Below are 16,398 nucleotides of genomic sequence, written 5' to 3'. Positions count from 1 at the left end.
TTACATCAGTTCAAACAGTGATTTAATAAATCCTTGACTTTGTTCATCTAAAGCAAGAATATCTCGTTCATTCTCTTCAAGTGAACGTAAAGGAGTCGGCTTATAGAAATACTTATTGAAAGATATTTCACATCCTATTTTAGTCTGCGGCAGATTAATCCATGCATCCTCAACGTATGGACGAACTTCACGCTGGAAATAATCATAGATATCTTCTTTTACCGGTATTTTTTCATTATCACGAAGCTCACTATCGGACTCAAATTCCACATACATGCCTTTTTTTACTAAGTTATAGCCATAATCAGAAAGTTTTTCTTCTGGCACACCGTAAGTATCCAAAAGCATTACAACATCCTTACTATTAGCCTTATGCTCTTTCTTTACAACAGGTGCCGCTTTCGAATCTGTTACAGACATCGCTCTGCATATAGTTTTCAATTCGGCAGTACTTATTTCTAGTTTCAGCTCCTTAGCGGCAGCATTCACTTTGGTGGAGAATAGATTATAATCCATATAAACATCCGTACCTATATCCTTCATCAAGACCTTAGCAGCAATCATCAATCGCTGACGGTCTTTCCATGCTTTTGCCGAAATGAGTTTATTTAGTTTCTTATCGGTTATCTTAATATCCTGATCATTCAGATATTCTTTTATAGTTGGAATTTCTGAATCTAAACCAGAAAAGACTCTATCCTTATAAGTATTATACAACCACTTACTTACTTCAATATCACTGCTATCATAAATCATTTCATCAATCTTTAACGAATTAAACTGGCAGCGAAGACGCAACGGACGTTCAATAGTTACATTGTAATAACGGAAATCGTCGCCGTCGAAAATCTTAGACCCTACTTTCAGTACCTCGTTAGCTTCTTGTTCAACGAAATCTGTATAGATCCTTAAAATATCCGTACGATAAGGCTCAATTGTGCAATTTCTTGAGCCTTGATTCTTTCTTAGTTTTTCAAAAGCTTGTGAAGCATCTATAAGCTGCACCTTTCCTTTTCTGTTATCCTTTTTTTTGTTGGTCAGCATCCACACATAAGTAGAAATACCCGTATTGTAAAAAATATTGTTAGGTAATTGTATAATAGCTTCAACCAAATCTTTTTCAATAAGATAACGGCGTATATTGCTCTCTCCACTACCGGCATCACCTGTAAATAAAGACGAACCATTATGAATAGAAGCTATACGACTTCCCTGTGGTTGAAATTCTAGAGGTTTCATCTTATCAACTTCTTCCAAAAGGAAAAGCAACTGTCCATCCGATGTACGAGGAGTAGAATCCACAATCTTCTCTTCTCCAATAAAATTAGTCAAGCTCAGTTCAAAACGATGATCTAGGAGCGTCTTTTCATGATAGATTTTCTTTTTATCTTCTTTCCACGACTTACCATAAGGAGGATTGGTTATCATGTAACCAAATGACTTATCAGCAAAATTATTATCTGTAATTGTATTACCCCAATGTATGCCGCTTGGGTCCACACCTTTTATGATAAGATCTGATTTACAGATAGCATACGTCTCTGGGTTTATTTCTGTACCAGATAGCTGAATAGCAGCACTTCGTACTCCTAAATCAAGTAAATATTCACGACTTTCAGTTAGCATACCACCTGAACCACATGCCGGATCATATAGTGTTATAATCTTAGGGAGGTTCTCCTTTACGGGTTCAAAGACCAAATGCGCCAAAAGAGAAATCGCATCTCTTGGTGTAAAGTGTTCCCCCGCTTCCTCATTATTTTCCTCATTGAATCGACGAAGCAGTTCCTCAAAGACAGTTCCCATACCCACATTGGTTAGTGCCGGTAAGGGCAAGCCATCAGGATCGATAGTATTCTTATCGGTTAGATTAATTCTCGGATCAGTTATACGCTCAATAATGGAAAGCAGTCTGTCATTGTCGGCCAATTTTCGTGCTTTAGTGTAATATTCAAAGTTACGAAGCACATCACGGACATTCTCACTATAACCGTTCAGATATTCTACAAAGTTATCGTATAAAATATCATTATTATCCGAAGCCTGGGATTTCAAACGGTTGAGGGTCCACTTACTTGTATTAAAGTAACTGAGCCCTGTAATGTCTTTCAAAACTCCCTCGTCTATATTATCAACTCCACTTTCTTTTATTTCTTCCTCTACGTCTTCTTTCGTTGGTTCCAAAAGTGCATCAAGACGGCGCAAAACAACCATAGGTAATATCACATCACGATACTGTCCTCTAAGAAAGACATCCCTCAAAACATCATCTGCGATATTCCAGATGAGTGCAACTATTTGACTATATGAACTATCCATATTATTCTTTACCATTTAATAAAACTCTAGGATCAATCTCTAACAAATCTGCAATCCTACTAAGAGTTAAAAGTGACGGTTGAGTTATATTTGAGCACCACTTACTGATTGTCACAGGAGAAACGCCTAATTCTTGCGCTAACCAAACACCAGTCCGCTTCTTCTCGACCAAAACTAATTTCAACCGATTTATTTTCTTACCTTCCATCTTTAAGAAATTAAATTATATGGCAAAGTTATTATTTTTTTTAAAATAACACAACCAATTAGTAGTAATTGTACATTCTGAAGGGTATTAACAACTTGATTAGTTTTAGTAATTTAGCATATTAAAGTTATTCATCATTATAGTAAAATCCGTAGTTGTCTCCTTTGCAAGTAGGAGAATATCGTCATATAGTTGAGGTGCATAAAGCACCCAGAGATAAATAACTATTGTCACTGTCGGTACGCCTTTCTCTATGCGTGTGTAAGAGACGAACATGTGACACGTTCGGAAATCCGAGCAATCTTAATGTTCCTGCGCAATTTGGCCAGCAGAGTCTACTTACCCATATCTGCATCTTATGCTTCAGTTTTGTTGGTAACTTGGTACTTATTATACTTTTGTGTCGTAGCCCAACATATTATATAATATACAAATATAGCGGTTTTACTTTATTTTATGATATGTTACAAAAATAAATTTTCGAAGATACTAAACACTATTATTTTTCATAGGGTTCGTATTTCACCTCTAACAAACAATATATTGTTTCTATACAAATGCTCAAGCCCATTATGACTGTACAATTTTTGCCATGATATTTATATAAAAACGATGCTGGTCATTAAAATACTACAATAAATGTATATACACTTTTTGTTGCAACAATTTTTGTAGTTACATTTTATGTATCATTTGTAGAACGGATCAAAATAATAGAGCGCTATGTCTGTTTAAAAATGATTGTAACAGCAGAGAATTGCAAACGTGAAGATAAAGAGTCTTGATGATATATATATATATTGGCTGTTTTTTTGATTAAAAATAAGCTATAATTTGCCAAATCTCTAAAATTTAATGTGATTTGGCAAATTATATTGATTTTTTGTGCTTGTTTATGTAAAAAACAAAATTCTATAGTTATGGTAATTGTCCGAATTTGCCCTGCTTTTGTCTCTTCTGGAACGTTATTGTCATTGATAATAAAATTTGCCCATATTGTATCAACAAATAATTTCACTACTTTCATACAAAAACTAAAAACGCGGTAAAAAGTCAGGACAAAATTTTTTTGTAATCTGGAGAAGAAGGCTTTAATGGATGTTAAAGAAATGATGCTCAAAGTGCTCTTATTTTAACTTATGTTTGCTTTTGTGCGGCTAAAGGGAGTGTGAGGATGATGTTTTTGGGCATGGAAGGGCTTGTTTTGCGTTGCAATAGCACTGCTTTGGGAGCGTAAACCTATGGGTTTTGCAACGAAAGTGGCAGAGTAATATATTTTAACACTGCGGCTTTTGCTTTCAAAATGGCTTAAATGTCTGTATGTCAATGCTTTAGTGTGAATGCTTGTTTTTTGATGTTTTTCAGACAAAATCGCGGAGACGTGAGGAGCATGGGCATTCTGAAGGCGTCAAACGGTATGGATTTTGTCTGAAATATTTACAAAATGCGGTGGCGCCACGATGTATAGTGTGCCGCACGACCTTCATGATGTCATTACGCAGATACTGTCAGAATAAGCATCGTCAGTTGGCTTAGTCTGCTTATACAGCTGATCACTTTTGGCCTTAATAAGGGGAAAATGTGAAATTTATAGGCCTTTTGGATGCGGAAAGTGTGAAATTTATGGCTGTATATTGTATGGAAAATGTGAAAATAATGGGGTAATATGGCACGGAAAGTGTGAAAAATATGGGTTTTTATGATGCGGAAAATATGAAATTTACTATATTTGCAGATGTATCAAGACGTTTGGGAATATGGAGAAACTGCTGAAAAGAAAGATTGACAAATATCTGACTGACTGGAAAAACAGACCTGACAGGAAGCCTCTTATCATCAAGGGTGCCAGGCAGATAGGCAAGACGTGCTCAGTAGAGTGGTTTGCCAGTCAGAATTATGCAAGCGTGATAGAGATAAATTTTATCGAGCAGAAAAAATACCGTGAGATATTCAACGACGGATTTGAGGTGGACGCCATACTGAAGAATATATCACTGCTGAATCCTGAATTGAAGTTTATTCCCGGCAATACCATATTTTTCTTCGACGAGCTTCAGGCGTGCCCCAACTGCGCCACGTCGCTGAAGTTTTTTAAGCTCGACGGCCGTTTCGACGTAATCTGCTCAGGCTCGCTCATGGGGATAAGCTACAATGAGATAGAATCTAACAGCGTGGGATATAAAGAGGACTACGAGATGCACTCGATGGACTTTGAGGAATTTTTGTGGGCAAAGGGCTATAATGACGAGTTCACGGCCGACCTGCTAAGTCACATGCTCGACGTAAGGCCGCTGTCTGAACTGCAGATGGACACACTGATGAGCCTGTTCCGCGACTATGTCATCATCGGAGGCATGCCCGAAGTGGTCAGCACGTATGTAAGAAACAAGAATTTCAGCGGCACGCTCGACATTCAGCGCCAGCTGCTGAAAGACTATGAGGAGGACATAACAAAATATGTTGAGGGCCTGGACAAGGCAAAGGTGAAGGCGGTGTATAACCATATCTCGACCTTCCTGGCAAAGGAGAACAAGCGGTTTCAGATAACCAAGATAGCCAGAAACGCGCGCAACAGAGACTATATGGGATGCGTTGAATGGCTCGCCGATGCCGGAGTGGTGAACGTGTGCTACTGCCTTAATCAGCCCGAGCTGCCGCTGAAAGGCAACTACGACCCCAAAATGTACAAGATATATTTTAAGGACACAGGACTGCTGATAGCCTCGCTCGACGAGGAAGCACAGGAAGACCTTAGGGCAAACAAGAATCTCGGCACGTACAAAGGGGCAATATACGAGAATATCGTAGGCGACATGCTCGTAAAGCAGGGCTACAGGCTGTTTTATTACCACAGCGACAGGCCGGCTCTTGAAATGGACTTCTTCATTAGGAATGCCGATTCGCTTATCCCTGTGGAGGTGAAAGCCAACGACGGGGCTACGGCTTCGCTGAACAGACTGCTGAATGACGACAAATATAATGACGTGAAATATGGCATCAAACTGGGCTACAGGAACATCGGATTCAACGGTAAATTCTATACATTTCCATATTTTCTGACCTTTCTGCTGCGAAGATTCGTGGCAGAGAGCAAACGCAGCTGTTAGTGGAATTAGCAAAGCCGTATGGCGGCATGAGGCTTTCTGGTGTGTATAGTCTGTTTCTGTCGTGCCATATATTATGATGAAATGTGGCGCCGGGCATGTAAACGGGCAGTCTGTGGTGCCGCATTAATCGTTTAACAGGTAAAAACATATCCGCATGAGCGACATTTCATTTACATGCAAATATCATTCGCCACTGGGAGAGATAACCCTGGCATGCCGCGACGACAGGCTTACGGGGCTGTGGTTTGACGGACAGAAGCACTACGGCAGCACGCTGACCGGTAGGACCGAAGAGGCAGACGTGCCCGTGTTGAGGCTTGCGGCGAGGTGGCTCGACGAATATTTCAGCGGCCATGAGCCGCAGTTCGTGCCGCCGCTGAGCCTTATGGGCACGCCGTTCAGCCGCCTTGTGTGGCTCAGGCTGACGGACATTCCATGCGGAACTACGCTGACATACAAGGAACTGACGCTGCGCATGGCTGCCTGCGGCGAGTGTGGCGCTGGGGCTGTGAGGGCCGTGGCGGCAGCGATAGGGCGCAATCCCGTGTCGCTCATAGTGCCCTGCCACCGCGTCATCGGTTCGGGCGGCAGCCTGACGGGATATGCCGGGGGCGTATGGCGCAAGGAGTGGCTGCTGCAGGCGGAGCGCTCTATGGCAGAAGGCAGACTGGTGTAGTGAGGCTGTTGCGGTTCGGCCGGACAGAGGCTTCATGTGGGGCGCATTGTAGGGTGTGTTGTTATGTGTGTCGGGATTACCATGAGGCAAAAATTCAGGCTGAACAATAACGCCGGATTTGGGCTGGGCTGACCGCTTGTCTTACGGGCGGTGGCGCAGCCCGTAAGGCTGTCAACGAAAAAGGCCGCCGTGACCCTTGCGGGCAGGCAGCCTCAGTTTAAAATAACATTATAAAATAAATTGTGATATGTTGTCGTCATGCCTTGCGGCATGCGTCCGGGTACACACTTTGGAACGGCATCGGCAGACTTAGAAGTTTACGCCGAAGTTGAGCGACAGACATCCGTTGTGCGACGTGTCGAATGTGTCGTGACAGATGTTAGACAGACCGATGTCGTATGTTATGTCGAAGTAGAACAGGTCGTAAGCCACGCCGCATCCCACGCGCAGACCTCCGTCAAAGCGCTGGAAGGCATCGTCGGAGAACGAGCTGAAGGCCTTGCGCTCGTCATAGTTCTTCATCTTGCCGCCCACGCCGCATGCCAGATATCCGCCGAACTGCGGCTGCACGGAGAAGTGGTCGGTGATGCTGTAGATGTACTTCAGCACTATTGGCACCTCTATGTAGTTGAGGTCGTAGGTCATCTTCTTCTTCTCGCCCATGTCGTTTATTATGTCCTTCTTTCCGCCCTTCTCGGTGTAGAAGAGTCCCGGCTCAAGGTAGAGCGGGATGTCGGCCGACAGCGGAATGCCCACCACTGCTCCTACGGTCAGGCCTGTCTGCGAGTCGCTGCCGTCGAGCGTTGGGTCGTCAGAGTTGACCGTTGAGAACGCCGGGCCTATGCGGAAACCGTAATACATGTTGCCCGTGCCCAGTCCGCTGTCGTGGCGTCCGTAAGAATATTCCAGTCTTCCGGTGCTCTCGTTGTAGTAGCGGCTGTGGCAATAATTCTGTGCCGATGCCGGCAGTGAGAGTGCTGTTGCTGCCAGTGCGGCTATGGCAAATCTCTTAATTGTTTTCGTGCTCATAAGTTTCTGAATATTGTTTACTTGGTGCAAAGAAACTAAAAAATGGCGAGATGTCAAAAGGAAAAGGCCTAAATTGCATAGGGAAACCCCTAATATGCGCCCTTGCGGCGCTGTCCTGTGTGCTTTTGGGGCGGCTGTATTTGCCGGCACGCGCAGCCGAAATAACCATTGGGCGGTTATTATTTTTATTTTTCATGACATTTATGTCTTTATTATTAATTTATTTATAAATTTGCAGAAAAATTTAAAAAACCATGGAAACATTACTTCCTTACGCACTGTTGTGCCTCACGTCAATCTTCACGCTTGCCAATCCTCTCGGCACGATGCCCGTGTTTCTTACCATGACCCAGGGCATGAGCGAGGAGCAGCGCCAGTCTATCGTAAAGCGCGCCACCATCACGGCGCTCATCATCCTCATCGTGTTCACCTTTGCCGGCCAGTTCATCTTCATGTTCTTCGGCATATCCACCAACGGCTTCCGCATAGCCGGCGGCGTGATAATCTTCAAGATAGGCTACGACATGCTGCAGGCACGCTACACGCACGTGAAACTCAACTCTGACGAGATAAAGACCTATGCCAACGACATATCGATAACGCCGCTGGGCATACCTATGCTCTGCGGTCCGGGCGCCATAGCCAACACCATCGTGCTGATGAGCGACGCCCATACAATAACGATGAAGAGCATACTGATAGGCTCGATAGTGTTTATCTACGTGCTTACATACTTCATCCTGCGCGGCCTCCACGCGCCTTGTGAGCGTGCTCGGCGAGACGGGCAACAACGTCATGATGCGCCTTATGGGCCTTCTGCTTATGGTCATCGCCGTTGAATGTTTCGTCGGCGGAATGAAACCTATACTTATAGATATAATAAGTCAGGGCGCGGCAGGTGCCTGACGTGATATCATATAATGCGGTATGACGCGTTGAATGCGGCAGTCGGGACAGGTGTCCGGGCTGCCGCATTTATTGTCTCAAAACGCTTCTTAGGCAGCATATAGCTCAGCCTGTTCGGCTTATTCCTGCCTTCGTCGTCAGTCTTTTGTAGGCTTCTTCTTGGCATATCAGCCGCGCCTGCGGAACGTCAAATGAAAATTCCGCTCGGTATTAAAGCAAAAATACCGGCCGGATTATAATAACAGATAGGGTGTAAAATACAGGCAGTATTCTGAATATAAGATATTGTGTTTGCGGTTTAATGTATGGCAGGGTGCCGCCGGATGTTTTCTTTGGCATGGTGTGTTATGCCTTAAAAATGTCATATGGCATGGCGCCGGCAAAGAGCATAGGGCCGGCTGAGGGCACGCTGGGGCTGAATGGATAGAAACAATGCGGCGGCTGACAGATTTTTTGCCTTGAAATTGTCTGCAAATTGTCTTGCTATGACGACTAATTTTAACTTTAAGGGCTGATTTTATAAAAGATTATTACATTTTTACAAAATATCTTTTGTTTTTATAAAATTTTGCTTATATTTGCTTTCGGAATGCTATAGCTTTTAAGAAACAACATGTATAACCTCTAAATCAAACGCATTATGAACAGAAATTTTATCTCCCTTATCATCGCTGTATTGTTTTCTTCGGCATCATTTGCCCAGCAGTATGAATATAAGCTGACCGGAATAACATCTAAGCACACTAACGACTATTACAAATACTTCTACGACGATGCCAACGGCCGTGTAGACAGTGCGGTGCAGTATCGCGAACTGGCAGGCTTTATCTACGACTATACGCTGAAATATATTTATGACGAAAACGGAAACGAGGTGCTCGAGAAGGGATACCAGAAGTTCTCGGGCGACGACTTCTATACATATTCTACGCAGGTGAGATACACTTATGACGAGAACGGACGCATCTTAAGCCGTGCCAACTATAACCTTAACCGCAAGAAGGGCGAGTTTGAACTTGGCGGTGTCTATGAGTATGTCTACGAAGGCGACAAGCTCGTTAAGCGCAACACCTACGTTGACGAGGCGCTGACGGAGAAATTCGAGGAGGTGATCTATACTTATGACGACAAGGGACGTCTGGACGAGGAGAATGTCTATTCGTCGTTCTTCGGCGATGAGATGACGTTTTCGAGCGGCACGAAGTATATTTATGACGACAAGGACCGTATGGTTGAGAAGATAAGCACCATTGGCGACTTCTTCACCGGCGCAAAGATGCCGGCCGGAGGCGAGGTGTGCACGTATGACGAAGCCGGCAACATTGTGGAATGGATGACATACAGCGAAGTGAAAGAGCAGCCGTCGAGCCGTGATGAATACACGCACGACCTGTCGCTCGAGACTGTCAACACGCTTTATCCCGTGGAGAACGAGTGGGACGGAACGGTTTATCTCAACTCGAAGAACGCCATACTCTCAAACATCGTTTATCAGACGGACAGAAACACGGGCGAGATGGCTGTGTATGACGAGCTTGTGATGGAATATGCTCCTGTGGCGTCTACCGGAATCAACGTGATACGTCCGGCTGTGAAGGACATGGTGCAGGCTGTTTATGCCGACGGCAGAGTGCGCCTGACGGGTGTGGCTGAAAACGAGCCTGTAAGAGTGTACAGCCAGACGGGCGTGCTGATGGACATGAAGAAATATAACTCGCAGGAGGGTATAAGCATCAGCAGCATGCCGGCAGGTGCATACATCATCTCTACAAGGCTGGGCTCTGTAAAGGTGTGGAACAGATAGGATTATATTAGCAAGATAGAAAATACAACGTCCGCAGATTCTGCCTGATGCAGACATCTGCGGACGTTGTTTTATTTCGGCCGGCTTCAGGGCCGTATGTGTTCTGTGTTATGCCGCCGCTTATTGCGGTGCCGTGGCATTATTGCTGTTGCTTTGCTGATTTGATGTGCTCCTGCGCGAAGTGCCACACCACGATGCCTGCCGTTACCGACACGTTGAGCGAGTGCTTCGTGCCGAATTGCGGTATCTCAAGGCATCCGTCGCTGGCGTCAACCACCTCCTGGCGCACGCCCTTCACCTCGTTGCCCAGCACGACGGCATAGCGTTGGCCGGCGTCGGGCACAAACTCGTTGAGCATGGTGCTGCCTTCACACTGCTCCACGGCCATCACCTTGCATCCCATGGCGTGAAGCTCGCTTACGGCTTCGGCAGCCGTCTTGAAGTAGCGCCACTCAACGCTGTCCTCAGCTCCGAGCGCCGTCTTGTGTATCTCTGCGTGGGGCGGACATGCCGTGATGCCGCAGAGCCATACAGCCTCTACGCGGAAAGCGTCGCACGAGCGGAACACCGAGCCTACGTTATACAGGCTCCTCACATCGTCGAGCACCACGATGAGCGGCATCTTCTCAGAACTCTTGAACTCGTCTACCGTCAGACGGTTCATCTCCGTAACCTTTAACTTGCGCATCGATTCAAATTGAGAATTGATAATTGAGAATTGAAAATTATGATTTGACCAAGAAGGCGGAAATTATGAATTGTGAATTAAGAATTATGAATTGTCAATTCAAATGAATTCTTCACTCTTCACTTTTAGTTTTTAACTTTGAACGCCAGCGCATACATTCTGATCTGCTTGACCATGGCCAGCAGACCGTTTGAGCGGGTGGGCGAGAGATGGTCTTTCAGACCGATGCGGTCGATGAAATAGAGGTCTGTGTCGAGAATCTCCTGCGGCGTGTGTCCGCTCAGCACGCGTATCAGCAGGGCGATGATGCCCTTGACGATAAGCGCGTCGCTCTCAGCCGTGAAATAAATCTTGCCGTCCTCATAGTCAGCCTGCAGCCACACGCGGCTCTGACAGCCGTCAATGAGGTTACTCTCCGTCTTATACTTGTCGTCGAGCGGCTTCTGTTCGTTGCCCAGGTCAATGAGCAACTGATATTTGTCCATCCAGTCGGTGAAGTCAGAAAACTCCTCTATCACCTCGTCCTGTGCTTCATTTATTGTCATAATATCCTTTGTTTTTTATGTGTTTGTAAACAGTTTATTATTTTATCTTATATCATGGCCATATTATCATGGCCATTTTAATTATCTGATATTTAAATACTTACACGTTATAATGACTTATTTGTCATCTTTCTCTTGGTCATTATTTGGCCATTTAAGTTTTCCGCGCTTCTTCAGTTCCTCAATGCCTAAGATGAACGCCTTGTCAATAAGCACGGAGTTCCTTTTATAATTGTTGCTTATTTCGTAATATGTGCCATAACCTTTACCACTTGCAGTAAGGATATTTTGGTCAACCATGTGTTGTATATAAACTCTTACCTGGCGTCTTGTAAGATGACCGTCAAGAAGTTTTACAAAGTCTCCCATTTTGGCTTTGTTATATTTTGTGAGGAATGGTATAATTATCGATGTAACCTGCGAAGTGTTCCAGTCGCTCTTTTTTGAATATTCTGCCGTATTTCCTGTAAATTCGTAGTAACTCCGGCATAATATGTAATGTATGCCATTGGTCTTTCCACGCTTTTCTATCAGGTTCCTGTCCATAAGTTGCTTTATTACAGCCTTGTCTAAAGCTGTAGTTTTTTCATTTCTTCTTATTTTGTCTAAAACAACAATTTCAAAGACAGACAATTTATTGTCTTCGGCAAGATTCTGCTGTACTGATTCTATGAAAAGGGCAAAGGCCTTGTCTTGGATTATGGCCGACAATATAAGTTCAACGTTGAATGCATCACTGCCTGAATAGTCAGGAGCTTCTTTTCCTTCAGACAATGTTCTGTAGAATATCTTGTCTATGCCCTGACCGGAACGCTCTACAATACCTGTTTTTGACAGGACATCTGCCAGCAGGCGGTTTCTAGGTGTGCTTGGTACGGTGAGGATGTTGTCAATAGTTACGCCATGAGGAAAACCTCCGGCATTAGTAACAATAAGTTTTTGCGGATATTGCTTAATCACGGTTTCACTGTGCCGGGTGTAGTCTCTGTGGGTTATCGCGTTGTTTATGGATTCGCGTATAACCTCCTCGTTGAAATAAGGAACATCAAAGATGTATGGTCCTTCTTTAATCTGGAACTTACCGTTGCGCAGGTCTATGTCGTGCCACAGCCTGTCTATCATTATAAAGAACGGCTGCGAATAGGATATCCTGTTGTCGAAGGTTATTTGCGATTCTGAATGGCGGTATTCAAGCATCACTGATGCCTGGGGATATACACGCTTGATAAAATCCTCTTTGCCGAGTAATATTACGGCGGCATTGGTTACTCCTTCATCAGTTATCAGTTGCAGGTCGCTCAGAATCTGTCTGTTGCTGAGTGTGAGAAATATCGGATTGTTCTGTTTTTTTGCATATTTTTCCTTAAGAACAGACAATGCGTCAGGATCTAATTCATCTAAAGTGGCATCACGACAAATCTGTTGTGAAAAGTCGGGCTCATTTTCCTGAATAATACTTAGATAAACTTCATCCGACATAGGTTTCAGTTCTTCGCCTACTCTCATTAGTGGAACGTCTTCAAACTTGAATACTGTTCCTGCCGGTCGTGACGGAACATCTATCACGAGAACACGGCCTTTTTTTTCGGCTTCATCTTCATACAGTTCGTATATTTTCGGTCTTATGCCTGTGTCGCGGTATATGTTTGCCTCCAGTTCGCCCGTGCTGTTTTCATTCTGTCTTGTTCCTACAACTTTATGCGGATACTTATCTTCCATGCCGATTACGAGCGAACCGCCTTTTTCGTTGCATAAGGCGGTAACATAACCCAATATGCAGCGGCGGCGTTCCGAAGGTTTCAGTCGCGAGCCTCCGTCATAGGCTACGTTTCCGTGTTCACCTTTCTTGAACTCCACTTTGTCTTCCGACTCTTTGCAGTATTTAAGTTGCTCTATCGACCACATAATATAAGCAGCAAATATTTTTTTATTTAGCATATAGGCTAATCACGTCATTTTACTTTAATTTCCGTCTTATGAAAGTGAAAAGTGAAAAACGAAAAGTGAAAAATCCAAATGCAAAGTTGTTTTATGTCAACAAGTCATTTGACTTTAACTCCCAAGAAGAAAAGCATTTGACTTTAACTCCTTTAACTACTTTAACTCCTTTAACTCCTAAATTTAATATTTCGGCTCCACCTTAACCAGCTTAAACAGCTTGTCGCTCGGTCTCACCTTGTCAGGCACGCGGAACGATACGCGGGTGCCCTTCTGCGCTGTCTCAACAGCATGAGTGTCGTCATGAATCTCCTCTACGGTTACATACATCACGCCCGTTGTAGGACCCGTTATAAGCATCTTGTCGCCTACTGAGAATTCGCACGCCTCGCACGTAAACTCTGCCACGCCGAGCTTAGAGAAATACTTGACTCCCTTGCCCACGTAAACCTTGCGCTCCGTGGCATTAGAGCCATAGTTCTTGTTCCATTCGCCAAGGCGCTGTCCCTGGTAGTAGCCGTCCCAGAATCCGCGGTTGAACACCGTTGCCAGGCGCTCGTCCCACTCGTCCTTCTTCTCCTCGGTGAATGTGTCGTCAAGCACACTCTGTATGGCCTCCTTGTAGCATTTCACCACGGTGTAGACATACTCAGCGCCGCGCGCACGGCCCTCAATCTTGAACACCCTTACGCCGGCTTTCATCATGCGGTCGATGAAGCGCACCGTCTTCAAGTCCTTCGGGCTCATTATATATTTGTTGTCAATCTCTAGCTCCGTGCCTGTCTCCTTGTCCGTCACGATGTACGAGCGGCGGCACAGCTGCATGCACTCTCCGCGATTTGCCGAGCGCGACGCGTTGTCAAGACTCAGATAGCACTTGCCGCTGATGGCCATGCACAGCGCGCCGTGGCAGAACATCTCTATGCGTATCTTCTTGCCCGACGGTCCGCAGATGTTCATCTGCTCAGCCTGCTCATGTATCTTTGCCACCTGCTCCATGTTCAGCTCGCGCGCCAGCACCACAACGTCGGCAAACTGAGAGTAGAACTTCAGCGCCTCGATGTTGCTTATGTTAAGCTGTGTAGACAGGTGCACCTCCTGGCCCACCTTCTGGCAGTAGGTCATCACGGCCACGTCGCTCGCTATTACGGCCGATATGCCGGCCTCCTTGGCGGCGTCGATAATCTGGTGCATCAGCTCTATGTCCTCGTCATAGATGATGGTGTTAACCGTCAGATATGTCTTTACGCCGTGTTCGTTGCATGTTGCTGCAATCTCGCGCAGGTCGTCAATGGTGAACGTGCTTGCCGAGTGAGCCCTCATGTTCAGCTTCTCGATGCCGAAATAAATCGAGTCGGCACCTGCCTGCAGTGCTGCCTGCAGGCTCTCGCGGCTGCCCACGGGCGCCATTATCTCATAGTCGGAAATGTTAGTGTCCATAACTTATTGTGAAATCTTGTTGTCAATACCCATTTGTCAAAGCCTTTCGGCCATTATAAAAAATGCCCGCCGTTAAAGGACGACGAGCCAACCTCAATGTTTTCACAACGGAATAATCCTTATTGTGATTTGCTTAAAATTCTGTCTGCAAAGATACTAATAAAATGCTAACGCTCAAACAGTTTTTCATATTTTTATCATATTTGCCCAAGAGCCTGTTTAACCTTTATCGGTCGCAAGCCGGTATATGGTTTGTTTCTGCGGGCAGATTGATGTTTTCATCTGTCTATTTTACATATTGCTGTCTTGCCGTCTGCTATTTAGCAGGCATAACGGTCTATGTCTAGAAAATAGCGGACGGCAAGATATTCAATATAAAACGGCAATAGGGCTATCTTAGCTTCATTCCTATAAAAATAAGAATTTCTCTCCCGATTATAAAAAACTTAATATTCAGTAAGGCATTAAATCAGATTATCTGTTTGTCAACGTGTAATGTATAGCAAACTATCTTGCCGTCGGCTTTTTTGACGGTATATTCAACTTCTCCATTAAGATTTAGCCCCTTTCGTTGTTCTTCCCATGTTATTTCTTTTACCGGACGGTTGTTTATGGCTATGATTATATCTCCAATTTCAATACCGGCCTTTTCTGCTATTCCGTCTTTGTATAATCCGTTCACTATCCATCCTTCATAAATATCCGTGCGGTCAAAAGTTGCCATATGGGTTACAGATGATTGCATGTACATTCCTTTATTCTTGTTGCGTTTCACCCACACTGAAGAGTTTTCCGGATCTAAGACAATATCGTATAACGACCATATTTTATTTCCAATCAGACCTAAATATGGCTTGCCGAATGACAAAGCGCCTTTTTCATTAACAGAATAATCTATTACGATGTCTTTAAGTGTATCTGTCATACAGAATTGCGCGGCTCTTATAATAAACTGGTCAGAACCGCCGCCAATGCCGCCGGCTTGTGTCCTGAAGTATGCTTTCGGTATGTCATCAATATTCAGAGAAGATGCTGCCTCGTTAGTAAGACTGATAGAGGATCCACATCCTAAATCCATTCTAAACCATCCTTCCAAGGTGTTCTTCTCGTCAATCTGAAGTTTGGCCTTTACATCAATACGGTTTTTCTCAAATCGTGCGTCAAGTTTTATATAGTTATCAAGCAAATCATCTTTAAACGGTTTTTTAAGCTGTTTTATGTATCCCTCGCTAAAATTGATTTCCAAAGGAGATGTCAGTAGGTGAGTGTTGCCTAACAAGCCGTCGGTATGTCTGCCGAGAATGTCACGCAGCTTAATTATAGGAGTAATCTTGTTTTGATATTCCATATCACCGCAGTGAATCTTGACGGGCTCGATGAATATCTCTACGCTTTGAGGTCCGCTGTTGCCTGCTCCCCCGATTTTGGCCCTGCCTTTTCTGCCGAAAGCATTTTGAAGATTATTTACTTTCAGATAATCTTGGTCTAAGTATAGAAAATCAGCCCCGGTGTCATAAATTAGGGTAACAGGTATGGTGTCATTAAGCGTACACTGAAAATACAGATGCCTGTCAAAGATAAATGGTATTGCCCCTTCAGGAATGGCCGCAATGCCTTTTAATGAGAAGAAAAACAGGAAGAGAGAAACAAAATAAAGATTTCTTTTCATAGGCTTAAATATTTAATTAGTATTGTATTAATCTGAGATAAGCTGTCTTTATTATGTGCCGACGTGGCG

At 44.3% G+C, this 16,398-nt stretch carries 13 protein-coding genes and 2 pseudogenes; 4 read left to right on the top strand and 11 right to left on the bottom strand.

The features are described 5' to 3' along the window. The 4 genes and pseudogenes from ACZMIG_RS06680 to ACZMIG_RS06665 form a co-directional block, all read right to left on the bottom strand. Complete coding sequence (locus ACZMIG_RS06680; protein WP_487889321.1) at positions 1-2,319, bottom strand: type I restriction-modification system subunit M; 2,319 nt, start codon at positions 2,317-2,319, stop codon at positions 1-3. Between the two features lies 1 nt (position 2,320). Then, the gene (locus tag ACZMIG_RS06675) at positions 2,321-2,527 is read right to left on the bottom strand and encodes a helix-turn-helix transcriptional regulator (protein ID WP_013616568.1); all 207 of its coding nucleotides are present in this window, start codon (positions 2,525-2,527) and stop codon (positions 2,321-2,323) included. 159 nt (positions 2,528-2,686) lie between these two features. Further along, positions 2,687-2,882, bottom strand: a pseudogene (locus ACZMIG_RS06670) (transcriptional regulator); the annotation flags it as partial. Between the two features lie 366 nt (positions 2,883-3,248). Then, a complete protein-coding gene (locus tag ACZMIG_RS06665; protein ID WP_487889320.1) occupies positions 3,249-3,554 on the bottom strand; it encodes a hypothetical protein in 306 nt (101 codons plus the stop codon). A gap of 730 nt (positions 3,555-4,284) precedes the next feature. Here ACZMIG_RS06665 and ACZMIG_RS06660 point away from each other — a divergent pair. Continuing rightward, entirely contained in the window at positions 4,285-5,634 is a 1,350-nt protein-coding gene (locus ACZMIG_RS06660; RefSeq protein WP_487889319.1) for an ATP-binding protein, read from the top strand. Positions 5,635-5,788: 154 nt separating this feature from the next. After that, on the top strand, positions 5,789-6,310 hold the full coding sequence (locus tag ACZMIG_RS06655; RefSeq protein ID WP_487889318.1) for a methylated-DNA--[protein]-cysteine S-methyltransferase: 522 nt from the start codon (positions 5,789-5,791) through the stop codon (positions 6,308-6,310). Between the two features lie 309 nt (positions 6,311-6,619). Here the strand turns inward: ACZMIG_RS06655 and ACZMIG_RS06650 are convergent, their stop codons facing one another. Both ACZMIG_RS06650 and ACZMIG_RS06645 read right to left on the bottom strand, forming a co-directional pair. Beyond that, entirely contained in the window at positions 6,620-7,339 is a 720-nt protein-coding gene (locus tag ACZMIG_RS06650; RefSeq protein ID WP_302952178.1) for a porin family protein, read from the bottom strand. After that, positions 7,320-7,535 carry a hypothetical protein gene (locus tag ACZMIG_RS06645; protein WP_147630742.1) on the bottom strand — a complete coding sequence of 72 codons (216 nt, stop codon included), beginning with the start codon at positions 7,533-7,535 and terminating at the stop codon, positions 7,320-7,322. The genes ACZMIG_RS06650 and ACZMIG_RS06645 overlap by 20 nt, the downstream gene beginning before the upstream one ends. A 58-nt stretch (positions 7,536-7,593) precedes the next feature. Here ACZMIG_RS06645 and ACZMIG_RS06640 point away from each other — a divergent pair. Both ACZMIG_RS06640 and ACZMIG_RS06635 read left to right on the top strand, forming a co-directional pair. Continuing rightward, positions 7,594-8,245 (top strand): annotated as a pseudogene (locus ACZMIG_RS06640) (MarC family protein). Between the two features lie 640 nt (positions 8,246-8,885). After that, positions 8,886-10,049 carry a hypothetical protein gene (locus ACZMIG_RS06635; RefSeq protein ID WP_125105142.1) on the top strand — a complete coding sequence of 388 codons (1,164 nt, stop codon included), beginning with the start codon at positions 8,886-8,888 and terminating at the stop codon, positions 10,047-10,049. Positions 10,050-10,188: 139 nt separating this feature from the next. On the opposite strand, the gene ACZMIG_RS06630 is transcribed toward ACZMIG_RS06635, so the two are convergent. The 5 genes from ACZMIG_RS06630 to ACZMIG_RS06610 all read right to left on the bottom strand — a co-directional run bounded on the left by ACZMIG_RS06630 (position 10,189) and on the right by ACZMIG_RS06610 (position 16,329). After that, positions 10,189-10,737 carry an RNA methyltransferase gene (locus ACZMIG_RS06630; protein ID WP_418874383.1) on the bottom strand — a complete coding sequence of 183 codons (549 nt, stop codon included), beginning with the start codon at positions 10,735-10,737 and terminating at the stop codon, positions 10,189-10,191. Between the two features lie 125 nt (positions 10,738-10,862). Continuing rightward, positions 10,863-11,282 (bottom strand): SufE family protein, encoded by a 420-nt coding sequence (locus ACZMIG_RS06625; protein WP_125105143.1) that lies wholly within the window; start codon positions 11,280-11,282, stop codon positions 10,863-10,865. Positions 11,283-11,399: 117 nt separating this feature from the next. Continuing rightward, positions 11,400-13,187: a DUF8451 domain-containing protein gene (locus tag ACZMIG_RS06620; protein WP_487889317.1), complete on the bottom strand. Its 1,788-nt coding sequence runs from the start codon at positions 13,185-13,187 to the stop codon at positions 11,400-11,402. A 216-nt stretch (positions 13,188-13,403) separates the two neighbouring features. Further along, the gene (locus tag ACZMIG_RS06615) at positions 13,404-14,660 is read right to left on the bottom strand and encodes a peptidase U32 family protein (RefSeq protein ID WP_487889316.1); all 1,257 of its coding nucleotides are present in this window, start codon (positions 14,658-14,660) and stop codon (positions 13,404-13,406) included. A 469-nt stretch (positions 14,661-15,129) separates the two neighbouring features. Beyond that, positions 15,130-16,329, bottom strand: a complete 1,200-nt coding sequence (locus ACZMIG_RS06610; protein WP_487889315.1) for a PDZ domain-containing protein — start codon at positions 16,327-16,329, stop codon at positions 15,130-15,132. Positions 16,330-16,398 lie beyond the last annotated feature (69 nt).

The organism is Xylanibacter sp. (assembly GCF_057607445.1).
The sequence above is the reverse complement of the archived record's forward strand: the minus strand, read 5'-3'. Positions and strand labels throughout refer to the sequence as shown.